Here is a 23683-nt window from a genome sequence, read left to right as displayed (position 1 = left end):
CGCCGCCCAGCCGCTCGGCGAGCAGCCGCTCGCCCGGGCGCGGCCGGCGGCGCAGCAGGCGGCGCAGCCGCAGAGCCTCGTCGGCGCGGTCGAGAGCGGCGGTGAGGCGGCGCCGGGCCGCTTCGGCGCCCGGCCCGCCGACGGCGGCGAGGGCGTCCGCGAGCGCGTCGAAGACGGTGGCTACGGCCGCCCGCTCACCGCTGAGCGGCCCGCCGGCCGGGCGGGGCGGGTGGAACACCAGGCGCAGCAGGAGCAGCCACAGGCAGCCCGCCAGCAGGTAGAGGGCCTTGAGCCACGGGGCGCCGGACAGCGGCATGCCCGCGCCGAGCACGGTGCTGGCCAGCATCTGCATGCCCGCGTTGGAGCGCACCGGCCCGGCGACGCTGCCCGCGCCCGAGACGAAGCCGACGGCGAACAGCGCGGGGACCACCCACCAGCCCGCGCCGGCCGTCTGCAGCGTGGCGCCCATCAGCATGCCGAAGGCCGACGCGAGGGCGGGCAGGCCGATGTGCACGATGCCGCGGCGCCGGGTGCCGGGCCGGTCGTTGACGCCCGCGAGCATGGAGCCGAGCCCCGCCAGCACACCGGCCGCCGGATGACCGGTGGCCACACCGGCGGCGAGCAGCGGGCCCGCGCACAGCGCGCCGCGGACCACGGCGGCCCAGGGGACGGGCAGCCGCTGCCAGCGCAGGGGGTGGGCGAGCCAGGTGGGCACGGCGCGCGGGGCGCGGGGCATGGGCCTCCTTGGTACGGCGGATGACGGTGTACGGGAAACGTAGAGGTACGTACCCGGATGGAACGGGACGTACTGCCCGGCAGAGGGCTGGGCGGGTTCCGGTACGCGGATCGGGGGCGGGTGTCCGAGGGGCGTCATCGGCCGACGGTGCTGACCTCCAGCTTAAGGTCCCGTTTGTACGCGTCGGGACGTGCGGGTTACGGGGATGTCAAGATCACATTCAGCCGTACCGAACGAGTGACCCGGTGCGCACCCGGCCTCCGGCCCGCACCCGCCGCGCGCCCGGCCCCGCCCCCGCCTGCCCGTCCCCGCTCCTCCTACTCGTCCTACTCGTCCTACTCCCCCGCCATCCCCACCACCTCCGCCACCAGCACGCTCCCGCCCGTCCGGGCGACGACGTACGCCGTGCCCTTCGTCGCCCGCGCGTCCACCGGCAACCGGTGCGTGCCCGCCTCCACTTGCCCGGTGAACAGCTCGGCAGTCCGGGTGCGCGAGAGGCGGTCCACGCGGTACGCGGTGAGCGTGACCCGGCACGGCGCGGCGGTCCCGACCGTGACCTCGCCGCGCGCGGCGGCCAGCCGGAGCAGCCGCCGCTGGTCCTCCGGGCAGCGGTCCAGGGCCTCTTCGATCCGTGCGACGAGCAGCGGGACGACCGGTACGGGCAGGTCCACGAAGACCGCCGAGGAGCCCGCCGCCGCGAACGCGGCGCGCACCGCGGCCCGCTCCGCCTCGCCCACCGCGCTGCCGAAGGCCACCGCCCCGTAGGACCGCAGTTCGTCCGGCGAGGCGCCCGCCGCGTCCCGGGTGATCTCCGCGCCGATGCCGATGCCGCGCAGCGCGGCGGCCAGCCGGGCGGGCAGCGCGACCCGCTGCCCGACCAGCAGGACCCGCCGGGCGGTCGCCGCGCCGTGCGCCGGGCCGCCGTCGGACAGCAGGCGTTCCAGCGCGGCCCGGTACTGCGCGCCGTCGAAGCGGAACGGTCCGACGCCCGGGTAGCCGTCGCGCCGCAGGTCCGCCCGCTCCCCGGTCTGCCAGGCGAAGTCCCGCCACACGACGTCCGCGCCGTCGCGCTCGATGACGGCGGTGACCGCGCCGCACTCCAGCCCCTCGCACTCCGGGCAGCCGTACAGGACGTAGCGCCCGTCGGCGAGCGGGGCGTCCTCCTCCAGGAGCAGCCGCCGCACATGCGCGGTGAACAGGGAGGGGCCGAGGTCGGCGGCGAGCGGGGAGACCGCGTCGAGGTCCGCCAGGCGCAGCAGCAGCGGTCTGCCGTCCACGATGAAGTCCCAGAAGTCGCGGTGGACTTCGTACGCGCCGTCGGCCAGCACGGCGCCGGCGCGCGTCGCGGGGGCCAGTCCGAAAGTCGCGTGGTGCGCAGACATGTCCTGAGTATCCCCACGCATCCGGTGGCAAGTGCCCGGCTCCGGCAAATACCTTGGAGCCGTCCATTCCGTATCGCTCCGGCATTCTCCTCGCGCCGGTACGCACCGGCCGTTCCGGGCTTCCGGCTTCCGCCGCCCCGCCGCACCCGTCGCCCCCGGCGGACGCAGCGGATAGCGTCCTGAACATGACGACGAGCGATGTGATCGTGATCGGCGGCGGGGTGCTCGGCCTGACGGCCGCCGTCGCGCTGGCGGAGGGCGGGCGCGGGGTGCGGGTCGTCAGCCGCGATCCGGCCCGGGACACCACCTCCGCGGTGGCGGGGGGCCTGTGCTGGCCCTACCGGGTGCGGCCCGAGGACCGGGCGGTGGCCTGGTCCGTACGCTCCTTCCACGTGCTCGCGGAGCTGGCGGAGCGCCCGGCGGAGACCGGCGTACGGATGGTCACCGGCACGATGGCCGACGAGCCCGGCGCGGCACCGGAAGCGGGTCCGGAAGCGGGTCCGGACGGCTGGCACGCGGCCGTGCCGGGCCTGCGGCGGGCCACGCCGGACGAGCTGCCGCCGGGCTACGGCTCGGGGTGGCGCGCGCGTATGCCGCTGGTCGACATGCCGTCGCACCTGGGATACCTGGAGCGGCGGCTGGCGGCGGCGGGCGGCACGGTACAGCGGCGGCCCTTCACCTCGCTCGCGGAGGCGGCGCGGGAGGCCGGCACGGTCGTCAACTGCTCCGGGCTGGGCGCCCGCGAGCTGGTCCCGGACGTGGCGGTGCACCCGGTGCAGGGACAGCTGGTGATCGCGGAGAACCCCGGCATCGCGGAGTGGTTCGGGTCGGCCGGCGAGCACGCCGGGACCACGACGTACATCCTGCCGCAGCCGTACGGCGTGGTGCTCGGCGGTACGGCACGCGAGGGCGCCTGGTCGCGGGAGCCGGACCCGGCGACCGCCCGCGCGATCGTGGAGCGCTGCGCGCGCGTCCACCCGAAGCTGGCGCACGCCCGCGTCCTGGCCCACCGGGTGGGGCTGCGCCCGGCGCGTACCTCCGTACGGCTCGAAGCGGAGCGGCTGCCCGGCGGCGCGCTGTGCGTGCACAACTACGGGCACGGCGGGGCCGGGGTGACGGTGGCGTGGGGCTGCGCAGACGAGGTGGTGCGCCTGGCCGGGGGCGGCACGGCGTGAGAAGAGGGCCGGTGGTCCACCGGCCCTCTCCATGGATCACCATGGATCGCCCACACGGCCGCCGCTACGGCGTGCCCTCCTCGGCGGCCGCCCCCGTACCGGCCCCTTCCGCACGGGCGCCGTTGTTCGGCCCGATACGGATCTCGAAGTCGCCGTCGTAGCGCTCGTGGCCCGCGATGACGGCCAGTTCGACGACCTCCTCGCCCTTCTGCCCGCGGACGATCAGCGGGTCGCGGCGCAGGTCCTTCAGCAGCGCCCAGCACATCGCGATCATCACCAGGGTGAACGGCGCCGCCACGAGGATCGTCAGGTTCTGCAGTCCGGTGAGCGCGTCGCCCGACCCGCCGCCGATCAGCAGCATGATCGCGGCGACCGCGCCGGTGACCACGCCCCAGAAGACCACCACGAGCCGGGCCGGTTCGAAGGAGCCCTTCTGCGACAGCGTGCCCATGACGATGGACGCGGCGTCCGCGCCGGAGACGAAGAAGATGCCGACCAGGATCATGACCAGGATGCTGGTGACGGTGGCCACCGGGTACTGGTGCAGCACGTCGAAGAGCTGCCCCTCCGCCGTGCTCTCGCCGGAGAGCTTCTTGGTGTCCTGGAGGTGCATGGCCGAGCTGCCGAACACCGCGAACCACAGCAGGCTCACCACGCTCGGCACCAAAATCACCCCGCCGATGAACTGCCGGATGGTGCGCCCGCGGCTGATCCGGGCGATGAACATGCCCACGAACGGCGTCCAGGAGATCCACCACGCCCAGTAGAACACCGTCCAGCTGCGCAGCCAGTCGCCGACCTGGTCGCCGCTGCTCGCCTCCGTACGCCCGGCGAGCTGCGGCAGCTCGCCGATGAAGGTGCTGACGGAGGTCGGCAGCATGTTCAGGATGAGGATGGTCGGCCCGACCACGAACACGAAGACGGCCAGGATCAGCGCCAGCACCATGTTGATGTTGGACAGCAGCTGGACGCCGCGGGCGATGCCGGAGACCGCCGACAGGACGAAGGCGACGGTCAGCACCGCGATGATCACGACCAGAAGGGTGGTGCTGACACTGTCCATCCAGCCCAGCACCTTGATCCCGCTGCCGATCTGGAGCGCGCCGAGCCCCAGGGAGGCGGCGGAACCGAAGAGCGTGGCGAAGATGGCGAGGATGTCGATGACCTGCCCGCCCCAGCCGTTGGCCCGCCGCGCGCCGATCAGCGGCGTGAACACCGCGCTTATCGTCTGCCTTCTCCCCCGCCGGAAGCAGCTGTACGCGATGGCCAGCCCCACGACCGCGTAGATCGCCCACGGGTGCAGGGTCCAGTGGAAGAGCGTGGTGGCCATGGCCGTGTCCATGGCCTGCGCGGCGTCCTTGGGGTCGGTGCCCGGGGGCGGCGTGCCGAAGTGTCCCAGCGGCTCGCTGACGCCGTAGAACATCAGGCCGATGCCCATGCCCGCGCTGAACATCATCGCGACCCAGGACACCGTACGGAACTCCGGCTCCTCGCCCTCCTTGCCCAGCGTGATCCGCCCGTACTTGCTGACGGCCAGCCAGATCGCGAAGACCACGAAACCGGAGGCGGAGAGCACGAAGGCCCAGCCGCCGTTCTTGATGATCCAGTCCAGCATCGTCGAGGAGGCGCTCTTCAGCGACTCGGTGGAGGTGGCGCCCCAGACGATGAAGGCGATGGTGAGCAGCGCGGTGACGCCGAAGACCACGCGGTCGGTCTGCGGAGGGCCGGTGCGGTGCGGCGCGCCGGGGAGGTCCGCGACGACCGGCGCACCTCCCCCGCCGCCCGTGTCCTTGTCTGTTTCCGACACGTGTCGACCTTTCAATTGGCCGGATTTTCCCTGTCCGTTACCCCCTACCACACGGTGGGAAGCGTTCAGCAGCCCTTGAGCGGAGTCGCGGCCGTAAGGTGATATTCGGCCCGGCCGTCCAGCAGCAGCGGTATCAGCGCGCGCAGCGACTGGCGCAGCGGGACCACGGCACCGCCCTTGCCGTCCCGGCGCAACGCCACCGCGTGCAGCGCAAGTTCGTCCCTGACCTGGGCATACTGCCGGTTGTCGAGGCGGTAGGCGCACGGCGGGTCACGCAGGATCTTCCCGGCCGCGGGCGGTTCGTTGTCGGCGCCGCCGAGGTATACCGGGCCCCGGTCGGCGTAACCGGCCAGCCGGGCGCGGGAGGTGGCGGACTCGATCCGGGGCCGGCGTTCGGTGGTGAAATCGAACAGTCCGCGCAGGGCGGCCAGTTGCGAGGTGACCCGGCGGCGGTTGTTGACCGCCGGATCGGCCTTCTCGGCATCGGTCAGCGCGTCGACCCGGGTCTCCACGAGCAGTCCCACGGAGTTCTTCACCCCGGCGGTGTTGCGCAGGATGCGCTCCTGGCCGTCACCGGCCACCTGCTTGACCGGCTCGCCGGTCTCCGGGTCGGTCCAGATGCCGTAGATCCCGGTGCTGAAGCCCGCCCCGGCGGCCCCGGGCCGGACGTACCGCTCGGAGAGGGTGACGGACTCCCGGTGCACCGCGCCCGCGGTGTTCAGGTTGCGCGGCCACAGGGACAGCAGGTCCTTCATGTAGTAGGGCACGGTGGGCCCGTACTCGTGCAGGTCGTAGACGACGTCCGGGCGGTAGTCGCGCTGTACGGCGGCCATCGCCCGGGCCTCGGCGGTCTTCAGGGCGAGGTGGTCGCGGTTGATGTCCACCCCGGCGGAGTTGCCGCGGGTGTCGGCGGCCCGGCCGTCCGGGTTGGCGGTCGGCACGACCAGCACGTTCGTGCGTTCCAGGAAGCGCCGGGTGGCGCGGTCACCGGCGAAGGCGAGGTCGCGGACCGTGGACAGGCACGCCTCGCGCCCGGACGGCTCGTCGCCGTGCTGGGAGCAGATGAGCAGCACCGTGTTGCCGTGCCGTGCGGCGTCGGCGCTCCTGGGCGCCGGCGCGCCGATCCGTACGAGGCGAATCGGGCGGCCCTGCGCGGTGGTGCCTATCCGGTCCGTGCGGACCCGGTCGCTCGCCCGGTCCACGGCGGCGAGGAAGTCCTGCTCCTCGGGCTGGGTGGTCCAGCGGGCGCCCTTGCTGGTCTCGAAGCCGGTACGGGGCAGGTCCGGGCCGGCCGCCCCGGCGGGCGCCGAGGCCAGCAGGGTCGTGGTGAGCGCGGCGGCCAGCGCCGAGAAGGCGAGGCGGCGGGAGAAAGGTTTCACGAGGGGGTGCCTCCGGTGTCGGTCGGTGGGGCGAACGGTGGAGGAAGGCGCGCCGCGCCGGGAGCGGTACGGCGGGGCCGGAGCGCGTGGCCCCGGCCCCGCCGTGCCGTCAGCGCGTACCGGGGATGCGGCTCGGTACGGACGGCTCGACGCCGGTCAGCGGCGCCGGGGCAACGCGGGCCGGTCCGCCGGTGCCGGCCGTGGCGGCGGCCAGCGCCTTGTGCCCGCCGACGACCGGCAGGCGGGCGGCGGTGCGGGCCAGGTCGAGGGTGAGCCGCGGGGTGGTGGACGGCGGGTCGATCAGGTCGGCGTCCGTGCCGGCGATGATGAGCGCGAGCCGGTGCCCGGCGGGGACGACGTGGTCACTGGCGGCCAGGTCGAGGGTGATCGTGTAGGGCTTGCCGGGGGTCAGCGGGCGGCCCTTGCCCGGGTTCGCCCAGTTGCCCAGGTCGGCCCAGCCGCGGCTGAAGACGGTGTGGCCGACCTGGACCGTGTCGGCCTTCGTCTCCTTGTAGCAGGCGCTGTCACCGGTGGTGCTCATGCCCCAGCAGGTGCGGTCGGCGAGGGTGGTGATGCCCTCGCCCGCGGCGCCGTAGTTGCGGATGGTGTCGGGGCCGAGGTCCACCAGGACGGCGGAGAGGTGGGCGGTGGAGGTGCTGGGCGTGGCGGTGACGGTCACCTTGCCGGAGCCGGACAGCCGCAGCGGCTCGGCCAGCGGCCCGGTGGTGAACCCGGCCTTGGCGGGCGTCGGGGTGTCGATCTGCGCCGCCCAGTCGGCCTCGTTCAGGCGCGGGTCGTCGGTGAAGGTCTCGGTGGCGCCGTGCGGCGCGCGCCGGGTGCCGAGTTCGCCGACGCCGGGAGCGGTCCCGTTGCGCGGCCGTACGGTGGTGGCCGACGTGCCGGCGGCGGGCCAGACGCGGTCGGTGGTCCACCGGTCGGGCGCGCGCTCGATGTCGGCCATCGGCTCCTCGTCGATGCCGTTCTCGTAGCCCATCAGGTAGTGGTCGAACCAGCGGTGCAGGGTCCGCACCCAGTCCGTACGGCGGAAGTCGAACGGGTCGACGTGGCCGGTCTGGGAGAGCCAGACCTTGCGCTCGACGCCGTTGTCGGCGAGCGCGTCCCACCACTGTCCGAAGTGCTTGGTGCGGACGTTGAGGTCCTGCATGCCGTGGACGGCGAAGACGCTGGCGGTGACGTTCTCCGCGTCCTTGACGTAGTCGCGCTCGGTCCACAGCCGGGTCCAGTCGCCGGTGCGCGGCGCGCCCTCGGCGAGCTTCTTCTGCATGCCCGCGCAGCGCAGTCGGGCCTCGGGGCTCTCGACCCGGTCGGCCAGCCGGTCGGGGCCGGAGTTGTACAGCGGGGCGCCCTTGGCGAAGTAGTAGTCGTACCAGGAGGAGATGGCGGCGATCGGCACGATGGTCTTCAGGCCCTCGACGCCGGTGGCGGCGACACCGTTGGCGATGGTGCCGTCCCAGCTCTTGCCGATCATGCCGGTGTCGCCGTTGGACCAGCCGGCGGTGACACGCTTGCCGCCGGTACGGGAGTCGTAGGCGCGGCCCCGGCCGTTGAGCCAGTCGACCACGGCGCGCGCCGACTGGATGTCGGAGCGCCCGCCCACGTCCACGCAGCCGTCCGAGCGGTTGGTGCCGGCCAGGTCGACCAGCACGGCCGCATAGCCGCGCGGCACGAAGTAGTTGTCGTAGAAGAGCGGGAACTGCACCGGCCGCCCGGCGCTGTCGTAGGTCTTCTTCTGGCTCTCGTTGCCGCGCCCGCAGCAGGAGTAGTACGGGCTGGCATCCATGATCACGGGGACCCGGCGGCCCTGCTGCGCCGGCTCGCGGGGCCGCACGATGTCGACGGCGACCCGGTCGGTCCGCCCGTCCGAGTCGCCGTCGATCCGCGTGTCCACCCAGACCGATTCGCGTATCGCGCGGTCGTAGGAGTACACGGGTCTGGACTCGGCGGGGGCGGCCCGTGCGGCGGACACCGGGCCGACGAGCGAGGACAGCAGGGCGGCCACGACCGCCGTCACGAGCGCTTTCCAGGGGATGCGGGTGATCCGCGCGCGATTGGTCACGGGCGGACGGTAGCGCGGGGGAACTCCTGTGCGTAAGAGTGCGCGAGGGGACGGAAGTGTCCGCGGGGGCGGTCGTGCCGGGCGGTGACGATCAGCCTGTGACGTGCTGATGTCGGTCATGTGTCAGATGCGGCCATGGACATGACGGGCGGCTTCCGAGTACATAGGGTCTGAGCATCTGAAGAGATGACGACCCGAACGGGCTCACCTCCCCTACAAGATGGAGGATTTCGTGCGTCACAGACTCATCGTTCCGGGTGCGGCCGCCCTCAGCCTGCTGCTGGCGATCCCGGCTTCCGCGGCCAGTTACACACCCGGCGCTCCGGGCGCGGGCGACTCCTACTACCCCGAGAGCGGCAACGGCGGGTACGACGTCTCCCACTACGACCTGCGTCTGAAGTACCAGCCGAAGACGGACCTGCTGGAGGGCACGGCGACGCTGCTCGCCACGACCACGCAGGATCTCAGCCGCTTCAACCTGGACTTCGGCCTGAAGGTCAGCGAGATACGCGTCAACGGCAAGAAGGCCTCCTTCGCCACCTCCGGCAAGCACGAGCTGGAGGTCACCCCGGCCGCGCCGCTGCCGAAGGGCAAGCAGATCAGCGTCGTCGTGCGCTACGCGGGCAAGCCGTCCGAGCTGAAGATCGACGGCTACTCCGCCTGGCACCGCACGCCGGACGGCGGGGTGATCGCGCAGGAGCCGGACGCCGCCGTGTGGTGGTTCCCGAGCAACGACCACCCCAGCGACAAGGCGACGTACGACATCTCGGTCTCGGTGCCGGACGGCAACCAGGCGCTCAGCAACGGCGTCCTGCTGTCACAGACCTCCAAGCTCGGCTGGACGCGCTACAACTGGCGCTCGGACAAGCCGCAGGCGACGTACCTGACCACGCTCGCGGTCGGCAAGTTCGACGTCACCAAGGACACCACGGCCAACGGCCTGCCGGTGATCACCGCCGTCAGCAAGGACCTCGGCTCCTACGAGGGCTCGGCGCGCGCGAGCATCGAGCGCACCACCGAGGTCACGGAGTGGCTGGAGTCGGTCTTCGGCCCGTACCCGTTCAACTCCGTCGGCGGCTATGTCCCGAACGTGAAGGCCGGGTACGCGCTGGAGACGCAGACCCGCCCGTTCTACGGCAAGGAGGCGTTCGCCAACGGCACCAACGTCTCCGTGGTGGTGCACGAGCTGGCGCACCAGTGGTACGGCGACAGCGTGTCCGTCAAGGACTGGAAGGACATCTGGGTCAACGAGGGCTTCGCCCGCTACAGCCAGTGGCTGTGGTCGGAGAAGGAGGGCGAGGGCACCGGTCAGGAGCTGGCCGACTACGTGTACGCCCAGCACCCGGCCGACGACCCGTTCTGGACGGTCAAGCCGGGCGACCCGGGCCCGGACAACCAGTTCCACGGCGCGGTCTACGACCGGGGCGCGCTCGCCCTCCAGGCGCTGCGCAACGAGGTCGGCGACCAGGCCTTCTTCGGGCTCCTCAAGTCCTGGCCGACCGACCGGAAGTACGGCAACGCCTCGGTGCGCGACTTCGTGACGTACGCCGAGCGCAAGACCGGCAAGCCGCTCGCCGGGTTCTTCGACACCTGGCTGTTCCAGCCGTCCAAGCCCGCGGCCCCGGCGGCGAAGAAGGCCCTCGGCGCCCGGTCGGCCGCCCCGGCCAAGGCCCCGGTCCAGCCGAAGTCCTGGAAGTCGATCCAGGCGACGAACCACGTGCACGACCACGGACACTGATCCGTGCGGCGGTGATGTGAAGAGGGGTCCGGTGCGGCTGCACCGGACCCCTTTTCCCGTACGTGACGGTCACGCCTTCTCCAGCTTCCAGAAGGCGAAATCCCTGCCCAGGTTGGGGAGAATGCTGGCGGCGACCGCGATCCACGACTTGCCGGTCTCCGAGCCGTACACCATGTAGGCACCGAAGGTCTTGAACACGGCTCCCTTCTCCCGGGCTTCCGGCTCCCAGACGTGCGCGTCGCCTTCCTGGACCAGCTTCACACCGGTTGTGACGGCCTGCAGATAGCGGTATCCGCCCCAGTTGCTCGATGTCATCTCGATGCTGAAACCCGCACCCTTGGTGTGGAAGACCACCGGGTAACCCTTGTTGCCGTTGTCGTTCGCCAGCAGGCAGTAGTCCCAGTTCATATAGGGTTCCCGGCTGATCCCCCGGCCGCTGCCATCATTGATGATCATGTAGTAGCGGCTCTCGGGGGAGATGTCGACCGCCATGGCGGCCCCCCTTTCCCTGCCGCGGCGGGCACGGCAGCTGCCTTGATTGGGCTGACCGCTTTCCTGCTTACGACCGTCACGGAGCCCTGTCCATGCCTCCCGTCGGTGCCGGCTGCCGGACGGCGGCATTTTCGGCCCGCGTTCTTCCGGGCAGGTCGGAACCGACCGGCTGACCGACGGCTTCCGCGCGGCTGCCGGGCCCGGAACACCTGGTGGAGAGCGACCGAAATGCGGCGGCGGCGCGGGAAATCCCCCACCATCGCCTGCGCCTCACCCGCCACCTTTTGTGCATCTCGGCATCACGCGGAGGTTACTCACAAGTTGGCGGGCCTGGTTCACTGTGCGGCGGCTCACCCGACCCCACCCCCACCCGACCGGGAGATTCCATGCCGCACCGCAGCCCCCGCCGCTTCCACGGCGCCGCGTCCGCCGCGACGCTGACCGCCGTACTGGCCGCGACGACGCTCGTCGCCACGGCCCCCGCGGCGTCGGCCGCCACGGCCCCGGCCGGCGCTCCCGCGGTGAAAGTGCTCTCGTACAACGTCTTCCTCATGAGCAAGAGCCTCTACCCGAATTGGGGGCAGGACCACCGGGCCGCGGCGATACCCGCCGCCGGCTTCTTCCGCGGCCAGGATGTCGTCGTGCTCCAGGAAGCCTTCGACAATTCCTCGTCCGACGCGCTCAAATCGGCGGCCGCCGCGCAGTATCCGTATCAGACGCCGGTCGTCGGGCGCGCGAAGAGCGGCTGGGACGCCACCGGCGGCGCGTATTCCGCCGCCACTCCCGAGGACGGCGGTGTCACCGTGCTCAGCAAATGGCCGGTGATCCGCAAGGAGCAGTACGTCTTCAAGGACGCGTGCGGCTCCGACTCCTGGTCCAACAAGGGTTTCGCCTATGCGGTGCTGAACGTGCGCGGCGCCAGGGTGCACGTGGTCGGCACGCACGCCCAGTCCACCGATCCGGGCTGCAAGGCGGGGGAAGCGGCGGCGGTCCGGTCCCGGCAGTTCAAGGAGATCGACGCCTTTCTGGACGCCAAGCACATTCCGGCGGACGAACAGGTCATGGTCGCCGGTGACGTGAACGTGGACAGCCGCAGCCCCGAATTCCCCTCGATGCTCGCCGACGCCGGCCTCGTGGCGGCCGACGCGCGCACCGGCCACCCGTACTCCTTCGACACCCGGGAGAATTCGGTGGCGAAATACCGCTACCCGGACGACCCGCGCGAGGACCTGGACCACGTCCTGCACCGCGCCGGTCACGCCCGGCCCGCCACCTGGCGCAACGAGGTGGTCAAGGAGCGGTCCGCCCCTTGGACGGTGTCGAGTTGGGGCAAGGAATACACCTACACCAACCTCTCGGACCACTACCCCGTGGTGGGCGCCGCCGGGTGACCGGTCAGCCGCTCCACCGGCCGGGCCGGCCGGCCACCGCGCGGTACGGGGAGCAGCGGCCGGCTGTGCGGGCCCGCGCCGGCGCCGCCGACCGCACGCGGCCGGTGCTCGCCCACGTCCACAGCACCGCCGCGACCAGGCACGACGCGCCGAACAGCGCCATGGGCAGCACCGCGCCGGACTCCTCGTCCAGGAACAGCAGCAGGCCCAGGTTGATCAGGGCGTGGAAGCCTCCCGCAAGCGGCAGCCGGACGGCCCGCGTCCCTTCGAGGGCCCACCCCAGCACGACCGACATGGAGACGGCCATCGTGACGAACGCCGCCGCGTACAGGGGGTGCTTCGCGAAGATCTGCACGTGCCAGGCACCCCACACCACGCCCACCAGGACCGATGTCGTCAGGGGGCCGAAGCGGGGGCGCAGCAGCGGCTGCAGGAAGCAGCGCCACCCGATCTCCTCGCCGCACGCGCCGACCAGCTGCGCCACGGCGATCAGCGCGAACGGGGCGTCCGGCCGGGTGAACCGGGCGTCCCCGGTGAGTGCCGTGTGGGCGCCGACGCTCAGCGCGATGACCGCGGGTGCGGTGGCGAGCAGGAGCGCTCCCCGGCCGCTTCCGCCCGGTCCGGAGCCGGCGAGCAGTTCCCGTACCCGCGACGGCCACAGCAGCGCGGCCAGTCCGACACCGATCGCGGGCCCGAACTGTGTCAGCTGGATGACCTGGGCGGGTATCCCGGTCGCGGGCTGGACCGCGCCGAGCGCTCCGGCCGCGAGGAAGGCGACGGTGAGGTACAGGGCCACCGCCTTGATGTCGACAGGTTTCATTCGCATGACATTGACGATGCCCTCTGGCGGAGCCGCTGCCACTGGGTCTTGTTTCCGGGCAGGGGTGTACCCAGGTACACCCCTGCCCGGGGGCAACTGCCCCGTCACCGGACAGCACACGCCGTGGAGTTGAGGGGCAGGCGCTCGGCCCGGCGGGCGTTTGCATCCTGGGCATGATGGGTTCAGGCTGATGGTTCGTGACCGAGATATCAGCTGATCCACGCACGGCCCCCACACGGCCCTCCCCCACCGCAGCCCCGCGCCCGGGGCCGCTGCTCACCGTCCTGCTGTCCGCGTGGTTCATGGCGCAGTTCGACTTCTTCGTCGTCAACGTCGCCGCCCCCTCGCTCGAACACGATCTGCACACCGGGCCCGCCGCGCTGGAGCTGATCGTCGGCGGCTACGCCTTCGCGTACGCCAGCGGCATGATCACCGGTGGCCGGCTGGGCGATCTGTTCGGCCACCGGCGCGTGTTCGTCGCGGGCCTGGCCGCCTTCGCCGTCACCTCGCTGCTGTGCGGGATCGCGGTCAGCCCGGGCCAGCTGGTGGGCGCCCGGCTGCTGCAGGGCTTCGCCGGGGCGGTGATGGTGCCGCAGGTGCTCGCCACGATCACCGCCTCGTTCCCGGCGCACGCCCGGGGCCGGGCGATGGCGTGGTACGGCGTCGCCGGCGGCACGGCGTCGGTCGCCGGCCAGGTGCTGGGCGGGCTGCTGCTGGACGCCGATGTGCTGGGGCTGGGCTGGCGGATCCTGTTCCTGGTCAATGTGCCGATCGGCGTGGCCGCGGCGGTGGTGGCGGTGCGGTACCTGCCCGCGGTGCGCCCCGCCCGCCGGGCCCGGCTGGACCTTCCCGGCGCGAGCGGTGTGGCGCTGGCGCTCGGCCTGGTCCTGGTACCGCTCGCGATGGGCCGGACCGCCGGCTGGCCGGCCTGGACGTGGCTGTGCCTGGGCGCCGCCGTACCGGTGGGCGCGGCGACCGTGTACTGGCAGCGGACGCTGACCGCCCGCGGCGGCGACCCGGTCCTCGACCTCACGCTGTTCCGCGAGGGCTCCTACCTGGCCGGCGTGGTGACCCAGGCCGCCTTCATGGCGTACTGGGCGAGCCTGATGTTCACCCTCACGCTGCTGCTCCAGGGCGGTTTCGGGCTGGGGCCCTTCGCGGCGGGGCTGGCCTTCGCGCCGACCGGCGTCTGCTTCGCGGGCAGCTCGCTGCTCAGCCGCCCGCTGGTGCAGCGTTACGGTCTGCGCATCCTGCAACTGGGCAGCGTCATCACGGTCACCGGCCTGTCGGCGCTCACCCTCGTGCTCGCTCTGCAGCCGGACCGCGGGGCGCTGCCCTGGGTGGTCCTCACCATGGCGGTGGCCGGGGTGGGCAACGGGCTCACCTTCCCGCAGCTGATCGGCGCCTCTCTGGTACGGGTGCCGGCGCGGCGGGCCGGCACCGGCGCCGGGGTGCTCACCACCGCCCAGCAGTTCGGCGGCGCCGCCGGTGTGGCGGTCATCGGGGCGGCCTTCTTCGCCCTGGCCGGCACCGCGCCGGACACCGCCGACCACGCCCGCGCCGCCATGTGGACCACCCTGGTCTCGGTCGCGCTGACCTGTGTGGTCACCGTGCTGACCACGGTCATCCGGCGCGCGGCCGACCGCGCCGCGCAGGCGGACGGGGCGACGGGCGGCTGAGTCTTCCGCAGGTACGGCCAAGGGCGGCCGCGTGAGATCCACGCGACCGCCCTTTCCTGTACGTACGGTCCTTGATCAGCCCTTGTCGAGCGTGCCCGGGCCGGCCGCCGCGGCCTGCTCGCGCTCGGCCGCGATCCGGCTCACCCGGCCGCGGACCGCGAACCAGCCGACGACCAGCGCCGCGCCGATGACCGGCACCAGCATGACGGTCTGCCGTCCCACGCCCTCGCTGTCGAAGGCCATCAGGACGATCACGCCGACCAGGAAGACGATGGTCGCGATGTCGGTGACGGGGGTGCCCGGCAGCTGGAAGCGGGGGCGCTCCACCAGGCCCGCGTGGGAGCGGCGGACGAAGACCATGTGACAGATCATGATCGTGCACCAGGTGCTGATGATGCCGAGCGCCGCGATGTTCAGCACGATCTCGAACGCCTTGCCGGGCACCAGGTAGTTGAGCCCGACGCCCAGCACGCACACCGCGGAGGTGAGCATGATGCCGCCGTACGGCACCTGGTTGCGGTTCATCAGGCCGGCGAACTTCGGCGCCGAGCCGGCCATCGACATCGAGCGCAGGATGCGGCCGGTCGAGTACAGGCCCGAGTTGAGGCTGGACATGGCGGCGGTGAGCACCACGAGGTTCATCACGTCGCCCGCGGCCGGCACACCGACGTTGGAGAGCACCGTCACGAAGGGGCTCTCGGAGCCGGTGTACTTGTTCCACGGCAGCAGCAGCGCGAGCAGGACGACCGAGCCGACGTAGAAGACGCCGACCCGCCACATGATCGAGTTCACGGCCTTGGGGACGACCTTCTCCGGCTCGCTGGTCTCACCGGCGGTGACGCCGACCAGTTCGACGGCGGAGTAGGCGAAGACCACGCCCTGCAGCACGATCACCACCGGCAGCAGGCCGGTCGGGAAGAAGCCGCCGTGGTCGGTGATCAGGCTCAGGCCCGGGGTGCTGCCGCCGACCGGGTGCTGGGTGGCCAGCAGGAAGATCCCGATGAACATGAAGACGACCAGCGCCGCGACCTTGATGATCGCGAACCAGAACTCCATCTCGCCGAAGATCTTCACCGAGATGAGGTTGATGGACAGCACCACCGCGAGCGCGATCAGCGCCATCACCCACTGCGGGACGGCGGTGAACAGGCTCCAGTAGTGGGTGTAGAGCGCGATGGCGGTGATGTCGGCGATACCGGTCGTGGACCAGTTGACGACGTACATCCAGCCCGCGACGTAGGCGCCCTTCTCCCCCAGGAACTCACGGGCGTACGAGACGAACGAGCCCGACGAGGGGCGGTGCAGCACCAGTTCGCCCAGGGCCCGTACGACGAAGAACGCGAACAGGCCGCAGACGGCGTACGCGACGGCCAGCGCGGGCCCGGCGGAGGCGAGCCGGCCGCCGGCGCCCAGGAACAGGCCGGTGCCGATCGCCCCGCCGATCGCGATCATGTTGATGTGCCGGCCCTTGAGGGCCTTGCTGTATCCGGCGTCGCCCGCGTCCTGCGCGGATCCGGCCTTCCCCCCGTCCGGTGGCCTGTGGGCGTGTTCCTGGACGGTTTCCGTGCTCACAGCTGGTTCATCTCGCTTTCGGGGGCAGGCGATGGAGCCGACGGCGGCCCCACGGGTCACGCGAAGTCCGGCCGACGGCACACCTTCCCCCAGAGGCGCCCCCTCGTCTGTGTGCTGGATCACAGCGTGTATAAGACACCAATAATTCACCCCCGTATGCCCGGAATGCCGTACGGAAGTCATCTGCACGAGTCGAGCAATTCGCCACGCTCCGGTCATCGCCCCTCACTCAGGAGAGTGGCGCGGGGGATGTGATCCGGTCGGGGGTGGCCGGAAATCGCCGTCGGTGCGCGTACGGCTTCCCTCCCTCCTTCGACCGGCGTACGTGCGGCCTCCACCGCCGCGGACCGCCGGTTGCGCCCCCGGGGGCCCGTCCGTCCCGGGAGGTTTCACAGGGTCGGTGAGACAGCAATACTGTTGAACACGGACCGCGCCACGGAACGCGGTGGACCGAGGGGGCGCGGGGACGCGCGGACGCAGCGAGGGAAGTGAGGCGCGGCAATGGCCACCGGGACCGGGGAAGAACCGACGCTGACCGTCGACGAGTTGGCCGCCCGCGCCGGGGTGACCGTGCGGACCGTCCGCTTCTACAGCACCCGCGGGCTGCTGCCCCCGCCCGCGATCGGCCCGCGCCGGGTCGGCCGGTACGGCGCCGCCCACCTGTCCCGGCTCGCGCTGATCGAGGAGCTCCAGCACCACGGCATGACGCTGGCCGCCATCGAGCGCTACCTCGCCCGGCTGCCCGACGACCTCAGCGAACACGACCTGGCCATCCACCGCGCACTGGTCGCCTCCTGGTCGCCGGACTCCGCCGAGGAGGCCACCCGGGCCCAGTTGGAGCGCCGCGCGGGCCGGGCGCTGAGCGAGGACGACATCGACCGGCTGGCGGCGATGGACGTCCTGGAGCGGACCGGGGAACCGGACGCGTTCCGGGTCGATCCGGCCGTCCTCCACCTGGGCATCCGGCTGCTGGACGTCCCCGTATCGCTGGAGACGCTGCTCGCCGCCCGCGCCGTCGTCCAGGACCACACCCGCGCGGCGGCGCGTGAGCTGACCCGGCTCTTCCACGATCAGGTGTGGGGCCCGTACCGGGCCCGCGAGTCGGACCCGGAGCAGGTGGAGACGATGAAGTCGCTCTCCGCCCACATGCAGCCGATGGTGGTGCAGGCCCTGGTGACGGCCTTCCAGCGGTCCATGCGCGAGGAGCTGCGGGCGACGTACGCCGAGGAGTGAGCCCGCGCACGGCGGGCATAGCGTGGGTACCGGTCCGGCGCGCGGCCGGGCGGGCGGCACAGCCCTACGAGCGAGACGAGGCCGCGGGTGGAGGGGCGCACCGTTTCCCGGGCCGAGGCGGCGGACCTCCTCGGCCGGCAGGAAGACCACTTCTGGGAGTTCAAGAGCGCCCGCAGCGGCGGGGCGGTCGTGCAGGTCATCGCCGCCGCCCTGGCCAACGCCGAGGGCGGCGAGTTCATGGTGGGCATCGAGGACCCGCGTACCGGGCAGGGGCTCGCCCGGTGGCGCGGCTTCGCCACACTGGAGGACGCCAACTTCGTCCAGCAGGCCATGGTCGACCAGGTGCTGCCGCCGGTCCCGTACGACATCGAGTTCCTGCGCGTCGCGGGCCGCCCGGAGCTGGGCTGGGCCTGTCTGGTGACCGTGCACAAGAGCCCGGATGTGCACCGGACGGCGCGCGGCGAGGTGCCGCAGCGGCGCGGCGCCCAGTCGCGGCGGCTGAAGGGCACGCAGATCACCGATCTGTCGCTGTCCAAGGGTGCCCGCTCCTACGAGGACCAGCCGCTGGGCGACTACGGCCTGGAGGAGCTGCGCGAGGAGGAGGAGCTGCACGTCTTCCTCGGCCGGTACAGCCCCCGGACCTCGGCCGAGCGCTTTCTGCGCCGGCAGCGCCTGGTGGACCGCGGCGGCTGTCTGGCGACCGTCGCCGGCGCCGTGCTGTTCGCCGCCGAGCCGCCCGCCGTCGTACCGAAGAAGTGCTCGGTCAAGATCGCCCGGTACGAGACCGCCGAGCAGCTGCCGGACCGCCGGCACCTGCGAGCGGCGCCGACGACGGTCGACGGGCCGGCGCGGGCGCTGATCGAGCGGACCCTGGCGGCGGTGACCCGGATCATCCAGTCGGTGCCGGTGCTGGGCCCGGACGGCTCGCTGTCGCCGATGGCCTATCCGCCGGAGGCGCTGAAGGAGATCATCGTCAACGCGGTGATCCACCGGGACTACAACCTCTCCGACGACATCCTGATCTCGGTCTTCGACAACCGGGTGGAAGTGCGCAGTCCGGGCCGGCTGCCCGGTCACATGACGCCGGACAACCTGCTCACGGACCGCTTCGCGCGCAACCCCACGATCGTGCGGCTGCTGAACAAGTACCCGGACGCCCCCAACAAGGACATCGGGGAGGGCCTGGACACGGTGCTGAGCACGATGAAGGCCGCGAAGCTCAAGGAGCCGCGGTTCTTCGTCGAGGCGAACGCGTTCGTGGTGGTGCTGGAGCACACCCCGCTCGCCCGGCCCGAGGAACTGGTGCTCCAGTACCTGCGGTCGAACCCGGAGATCCCGAACCGGATCGCGCGCCGGCTCACCGGCATCGCCTCCGAGAACCGGATGAAGCGGGTCTTCCACCGGCTGCGGGACGCCGGGCAGATCGAACCGGTGCCGGGGCGGGCGGGGTCGCGTGCCGCGTGGCGGCTCAGGCAGGGGTGACCGCGCAGCGGGGACCGGGCGGACCGGCCCCCGCAAGCCGGTCCGCACCGCGTCCCGTACGGCTACGCGTCCCCGAACCGCTCCCCCTTCTCCGCCTTCTCCACCAGCAGCGCGGGCGGCGCGAACCGGTCCCCGTACGTCGCCTGGAGCTCGCGGGCGCGGGCCACGAAGCCGGGGAGGCCGCCCTCGTAACCGTTGATGTACTGGAGCACGCCGCCGGTCCAGCCGGGGAAGCCGATGCCCAGGATGGAGCCGATGTTGGCGTCCGCGACCGTGGTGAGCACGCCTTCCTCGACGCACCGGACGGTGTCCAGCGCCTCGGCGAACAGCATCCGCTCCTGCATGTCGCGGAACGGGATGGCGGTGCCCTCCCGGGTGAAGTGCTCGCGCAGGCCCGGCCACAGGCCCGTGCGGCCGCCGTCCTCGCCGTACTCGTAGAAGCCGGCGCCGCCGCTGCGGCCCGGCCGCCCGAACTCGTCCACCATGCGGTCGATGACGGTGTCGGCCGGGTGCTCCTGCCAGGTGCCGCCGGCCGCCTCAACCGCCCGCCGGGTCTCGTCGCGGATCTTGCGCGGGAGGGTGAGGGTCAGCTCGTCCATCAGGGAGAGCACCTTGGCCGGGTAGCCGGCCTGGGCCGCGGCCTGTTCGACCGAGGCCGGCTCGATGCCCTCGCCGACCATCGCCACGCCCTCGTTGATGAAGTGGCCGATGACGCGGGAGGTGAAGAAGCCGCGCGAGTCGTTGACGACGATGGGGGTCTTGCGGATCTGGCGTACCAGGTCGAAGGCGCGGGCCAGCGCCTCGTCGCCGGTCCGCTCGCCCTTGATGATCTCGACCAGCGGCATCTTGTCGACGGGCGAGAAGAAGTGCAGCCCGATGAAGTCGGCGTCCCGCTCGACGCCCTGGGCGAGGGTGGTGATGGGCAGGGTGGAGGTGTTGGAGCACAGCAGCGCGTCGGGGGCGACGATGTGCTGGATCTCCTGGAACACCTTGTGCTTGAGGGCGGTGTCCTCGAAGACGGCCTCGATGACGGCGTCGCAGCCGGCCAGGTCCCGCGCCTCGGCGGTGGGCCTGATGCGGGCGAGGAGCTCGTCCCGCTTCGCCTCGGTCGTCCGGCCGCGGCTCAGCGCCTTGGCGAGCAGTCCCTCCGCGTACGCCTTGCCCTTCTCGGCCGCCTCCGGGGTGACGTCCTTGAGGACGACCTCGATCCCGGCCTTGGCGCAGGCGTACGCGATGCCGGCGCCCATCATGCCCGCGCCGAGCACGGCGACCTTCTGGACCGTGCGCGGGGTGATGTCCTTGGGGCGGCTGGCGCCGGAGTTGACGGCCTGGAGGTCGAAGAAGAACGCCTGGATCATGTTCTTCGAGATCTGGCCGGTGACCAGCTCGGTGAAGTAGCGCGCCTCGATGGCCTGCGCGGTCTCGAAGTCGACCTGGGAGCCCTCGACGGCCGCCGCGAGGATGTTGCGCGGGGCCGGGTACGGGGCGCCGTTCAGCTGCTTCTTCAGGTTGGCCGGGAAGGCGGGGAGGTTGGCGGCGAACTTCGGGTGCGCGGGGGTGCCGCCAGGGATCTTGTAGCCCTTGACGTCCCAGGGCTGCTGGGACTCGGGGTGCGCGTCGATGAACGCGCGCGCCTTCTCGGTCAGTTCCTCCGGGGTGGCCGCCACGTCGTGGATCAGGCCGTTGTCCCGGGCCCGTACGGCGTTGTACTGGGTGCCCTGGAGCAGCACCTTCAGCAGCGCGTCGGCGATGCCGAGCAGCCGCACCGTACGGACCACGCCGCCGGCCGCCGGGAGCAGGCCGAGCGTGACCTCGGGCAGGCCGATCTTGGTGGCGCGGGTGTCCAGCGCGACGCGGTGGTGGCAGGCGAGGGCGATCTCGTAACCGCCGCCGAGGGCCGCGCCGTTGATGGCGGCGACGACCGGCTTGCCGAGGGTCTCGATGCGGCGCAGGTCGCGCTTGATGGCCTGGCCGCTGTCGAACGCGCGCTGGGCGTGCTCGGGGGTGACGGCGATCAGGTCCCGCAGGTCGCCGCCGGCGAAGAAGGTCTTCTTGGCGGAGGTGACGATGACGCCGCGTACGGAGTCCCGCTCGGCCTCCAGGCGGTCGGCGACGGCCGTCAGGGAGGTCTTGAAGGCGTCGTTCATCGTGTTGGCCGACTGGTTCGGGTCGTCGAGGACGAGGGTGACGACGCCGGTTTTGTCCTGTTCCCAGCGGATGGTGGTGGACTCGGTCATGATGCGTGCTCCGTGGCTGGTTCGGACGGGGGTCAGACGCGCTCGATGACGGTGGCGATGCCCATGCCGCCGCCGACGCACAGGGTGGCCAGGCCGTACCGCTTGTCCTGGCGCTCCAGTTCGTCGACGAGGGTGCCCAGGATCATCGCGCCGGTGGCGCCGAGGGGGTGGCCCAGGGCGATGGCGCCGCCGTTGACGTTGACCTTGTCCAGGCTCAGGCCCAGGTCCTTGACGAAGCGCAGCACGACCGCGGCGAACGCCTCGTTGATCTCCACGAGGTCGATGTCGTCGATGGTCAGCCCCGCCTTGGCCAGCGCCTTGCGGGTGGCGGGGGCCGGGCCGGTGAGCATGATCGTGGGTTCCGAGCCGGAGACCGCGGCGGAGATGATGCGGGCGCGCGGGGTGAGGCCGTAGCGCTCGCCGACCTCGCGGGAGCCGATGGCGACCAGCGCCGCGCCGTCCACGATGCCGGAGGCGTTGCCCGCATGGTGGACGTGGTCGATCTTCTCGATCCAGTGGTACTTCTGCAGGGCCACCGCGTCGAAGCCGCCCATGTCGCCGATGGCGGCGAAGGACGGCTTGAGGCCGGCCAGCGAGTCGGCGGTGGTGCCGGGCCGCAGGTGTTCGTCGTGGTCGAGGACGACCAGGCCGTTGCGGTCGGTGACGGGCACGACGGAGCGCGCGAAACGGCCGTCCTTCCAGGCCGCGGCGGCGCGCTCCTGGGAGAGTGCGGCGTACTCGTCCACGTCGCGGCGGGAGTAGCCCTCGATGGTGGCGATGAGGTCGGCGCCGATGCCCTGCGGGACGAAGCCGGTGTCGAAGTTGGTCATCGGGTCGGCGAACCAGGCGCCGCCGTCGGAGGCCATCGGCACCCGTGACATCGACTCGACGCCGCCCGCCAGCACCAGGTCCTCCCAGCCGGAGCGGACCTTGGCGGCGGCCATGTTGACGGCTTCGAGGCCGGAGGCACAGAAGCGGTTCTCCTGGACGCCCGCGACGGTGTCCGGCAGCCCGGCGGCGATCGCCGCGATCCGGGCGATGTCCGAGCCCTGGTCGCCGACCGGGCCGACGACGCCGAGCACGATGTCGTCGATGGCGGCCGGGTCGAGGCCGGGGAAGCGCCTGCGCACCTCGTGGATGAGGCCGACGACGAGGTCGATCGGTTTGGTGCCGTACAGCGCGCCGTTGGCCTTGCCGCGTCCGCGCGGGGTGCGGATCGCGTCGTATACGTACGCTTCGGAAGTCACGGTGTGCAGCCTTTCGAGCTGTGGTTTCGGGGGCGGCGGGGTGTGGGGGCGCGTGGGACGCCGGGCCGGGCGGCCGGTCAGCCGAGGAGGGAACGGCCGATGATCTCCTTCATGATCTCGGTGGTGCCTCCGTAGATGGTCTGGATGCGGCCGTCGGTGAAGGCCCTGGCGACCGGGTACTCGCTCATGTAGCCGTAGCCGCCGTGCAGTTGCAGGCAGCGGTCGGCGACGCGTTTTTGCAGTTCGGTGGCCCACCACTTGGCCATCGAGGCGTGTACGGCGGCGAGCTGCCCCGCGGAGTGGTCCACGATGCAGCGGTCCATGAATTCGCGGGTGACGGCGCACTCGGTCGCCATCTCGGCCATCTCGAAGCGGATGTGCTGGAGCTTGGCGAGCGGCCGGCCGAACGCCTCGCGCTCCTTCACGTACGTCGTGGTGATCTCCAGCAGGTGTTCGGCGGCGGCGATCCCGGCGACCGCGATGCCCATCCGCTCCTGCGCGAGGTTGGTCATCAGATGGACGAACGCGCCGTTCAGCTCGCCGAGCAGGTTCTCCTTGGGCACCCGTACGTCGGTGAAGAACAGCTCGGCGGTGTCCTGCGCCTTCTGGCCGATCTTGTCCAGGTTGCGCCCCCGCTCGAACCCCGGCATGCCCCGCTCCACGACCAGCAGGCTCAGGCCGTGCGCGCCGCCCTCGGGCGTGGTCTTGGCGACGACGATGACCAGGTCGGCGAGGATGCCGTTGGAGATGAACGTCTTGGTGCCGTTCAGCAGCCAGTGGTCGCCTCGGTCCTCGGCGGTGGTGCGGATGGCCTGGAGGTCGGAGCCCGCGCCCGGCTCGGTCATGGCGATGGCGGTGATGGTCTCGCCGCTGCAGAAGCCGGGCAGCCAGCGGCGTTTCTGCTCCTCGGTGGCGAGCTGGGTCAGATACGGGCCGACGATGTCGTTGTGCAGGCCGACGGCGAGCCCGGCGGCGCCGGCCCGGGTGAACTCCTCGGCCAGCACGGCGGCGTAGCGGAAGTCGGGGTTGCCGCCGCCTCCGTACTCCTCCGGGACGGCCAGGCCCAGCAGGCCCTGCTTGCCGGCCGCGCGCCAGGCGTCGCGGCTGACGATGCCGTCCTTCTCCCACTGGTCGTAGTGCGGCGTCACCTCCCGGTCGAGGAAGGTCCGTACGGTGCGGCGGAAGGCGTCGTGGTCCTCGGTGAAGATCTGGCGCCTGAGCTGCGCGGTCATCGCT

At 71.9% G+C, this 23683-nt stretch carries 16 protein-coding genes and 1 pseudogene; 6 read left to right on the top strand and 11 right to left on the bottom strand.

Features of this window, described 5'->3' with window-relative positions; translation table 11 throughout:
• Positions 1-736, bottom strand: a pseudogene (locus IH45_RS0125590) (FUSC family protein); the annotation flags it as partial.
• Between the two features lie 335 nt (positions 737-1071).
• Positions 1072-2118, bottom strand: coding sequence for a hypothetical protein (locus IH45_RS0125585; RefSeq protein ID WP_030672938.1), 1047 nt, complete (start codon positions 2116-2118; stop codon positions 1072-1074).
• 185 nt (positions 2119-2303) lie between these two features.
• Here IH45_RS0125585 and IH45_RS0125580 point away from each other — a divergent pair, with 185 nt between their 5' ends.
• A complete protein-coding gene (locus tag IH45_RS0125580; RefSeq protein WP_030672935.1) occupies positions 2304-3293 on the top strand; it encodes an FAD-dependent oxidoreductase in 990 nt (329 codons plus the stop codon).
• A gap of 64 nt (positions 3294-3357) precedes the next feature.
• Here IH45_RS0125580 and IH45_RS0125575 read toward each other — a convergent pair whose 3' ends face one another.
• From IH45_RS0125575 to IH45_RS0125565, 3 genes are all read right to left on the bottom strand, one after another.
• On the bottom strand, positions 3358-5100 hold the full coding sequence (locus IH45_RS0125575; RefSeq protein WP_050515178.1) for a BCCT family transporter: 1743 nt from the start codon (positions 5098-5100) through the stop codon (positions 3358-3360).
• A 65-nt stretch (positions 5101-5165) separates the two neighbouring features.
• Positions 5166-6479: a M14 family metallopeptidase gene (locus tag IH45_RS0125570; protein ID WP_030672928.1), complete on the bottom strand. Its 1314-nt coding sequence runs from the start codon at positions 6477-6479 to the stop codon at positions 5166-5168.
• 109 nt (positions 6480-6588) lie between these two features.
• Positions 6589-8676 carry a Xaa-Pro dipeptidyl-peptidase gene (locus tag IH45_RS0125565; protein WP_078897779.1) on the bottom strand — a complete coding sequence of 696 codons (2088 nt, stop codon included), beginning with the start codon at positions 8674-8676 and terminating at the stop codon, positions 6589-6591.
• A 112-nt stretch (positions 8677-8788) separates the two neighbouring features.
• Between IH45_RS0125565 and IH45_RS0125560 the strand changes: the two genes are divergently transcribed.
• Positions 8789-10294 carry a M1 family metallopeptidase gene (locus tag IH45_RS0125560; RefSeq protein WP_030672923.1) on the top strand — a complete coding sequence of 502 codons (1506 nt, stop codon included), beginning with the start codon at positions 8789-8791 and terminating at the stop codon, positions 10292-10294.
• Positions 10295-10363: 69 nt separating this feature from the next.
• On the opposite strand, the gene IH45_RS0125555 is transcribed toward IH45_RS0125560, so the two are convergent.
• On the bottom strand, positions 10364-10786 hold the full coding sequence (locus IH45_RS0125555) for a hypothetical protein (RefSeq protein ID WP_030672920.1): 423 nt from the start codon (positions 10784-10786) through the stop codon (positions 10364-10366).
• A gap of 386 nt (positions 10787-11172) precedes the next feature.
• Here IH45_RS0125555 and sph point away from each other — a divergent pair, with 386 nt between their 5' ends.
• Positions 11173-12177 carry a sphingomyelin phosphodiesterase gene (sph, locus tag IH45_RS0125550; protein ID WP_030672918.1) on the top strand — a complete coding sequence of 335 codons (1005 nt, stop codon included), beginning with the start codon at positions 11173-11175 and terminating at the stop codon, positions 12175-12177.
• Between the two features lie 4 nt (positions 12178-12181).
• Here sph and IH45_RS0125545 read toward each other — a convergent pair whose 3' ends face one another.
• Positions 12182-13003, bottom strand: a complete 822-nt coding sequence (locus IH45_RS0125545) for a CPBP family intramembrane glutamic endopeptidase (protein WP_234440669.1) — start codon at positions 13001-13003, stop codon at positions 12182-12184.
• 191 nt (positions 13004-13194) lie between these two features.
• Here IH45_RS0125545 and IH45_RS0125540 point away from each other — a divergent pair, with 191 nt between their 5' ends.
• Positions 13195-14676 carry an MFS transporter gene (locus IH45_RS0125540; RefSeq protein WP_234440668.1) on the top strand — a complete coding sequence of 494 codons (1482 nt, stop codon included), beginning with the start codon at positions 13195-13197 and terminating at the stop codon, positions 14674-14676.
• A 75-nt stretch (positions 14677-14751) separates the two neighbouring features.
• Here IH45_RS0125540 and IH45_RS0125535 read toward each other — a convergent pair whose 3' ends face one another.
• On the bottom strand, positions 14752-16248 hold the full coding sequence (locus IH45_RS0125535; protein ID WP_030672908.1) for an amino acid permease: 1497 nt from the start codon (positions 16246-16248) through the stop codon (positions 14752-14754).
• Between the two features lie 501 nt (positions 16249-16749).
• Here IH45_RS0125535 and IH45_RS0125530 point away from each other — a divergent pair.
• Entirely contained in the window at positions 16750-17481 is a 732-nt protein-coding gene (locus tag IH45_RS0125530; RefSeq protein ID WP_030672904.1) for a MerR family transcriptional regulator, read from the top strand.
• Between the two features lie 87 nt (positions 17482-17568).
• Positions 17569-18963 carry an ATP-binding protein gene (locus IH45_RS0125525; RefSeq protein ID WP_030672901.1) on the top strand — a complete coding sequence of 465 codons (1395 nt, stop codon included), beginning with the start codon at positions 17569-17571 and terminating at the stop codon, positions 18961-18963.
• A 62-nt stretch (positions 18964-19025) separates the two neighbouring features.
• Here the strand turns inward: IH45_RS0125525 and IH45_RS0125520 are convergent, their stop codons facing one another.
• The 3 genes from IH45_RS0125520 to IH45_RS0125510 all read right to left on the bottom strand — a co-directional run bounded on the left by IH45_RS0125520 (position 19026) and on the right by IH45_RS0125510 (position 23679).
• Positions 19026-21200, bottom strand: a complete 2175-nt coding sequence (locus IH45_RS0125520; RefSeq protein ID WP_030672898.1) for a 3-hydroxyacyl-CoA dehydrogenase NAD-binding domain-containing protein — start codon at positions 21198-21200, stop codon at positions 19026-19028.
• Positions 21201-21232: 32 nt separating this feature from the next.
• Positions 21233-22447 (bottom strand): acetyl-CoA C-acetyltransferase, encoded by a 1215-nt coding sequence (locus IH45_RS0125515; protein ID WP_030672895.1) that lies wholly within the window; start codon positions 22445-22447, stop codon positions 21233-21235.
• A gap of 77 nt (positions 22448-22524) precedes the next feature.
• On the bottom strand, positions 22525-23679 hold the full coding sequence (locus IH45_RS0125510) for an acyl-CoA dehydrogenase family protein (protein ID WP_030672891.1): 1155 nt from the start codon (positions 23677-23679) through the stop codon (positions 22525-22527).
• Positions 23680-23683: the final 4 nt, after the last annotated feature.

Origin of the sequence: Streptomyces rimosus subsp. rimosus (assembly GCF_000720725.1) — a bacterium.
GTDB classification, from domain to species: domain Bacteria; phylum Actinomycetota; class Actinomycetes; order Streptomycetales; family Streptomycetaceae; genus Streptomyces; species Streptomyces rimosus_A.
This window is presented reverse-complemented; position numbering and strand designations above follow the sequence as displayed.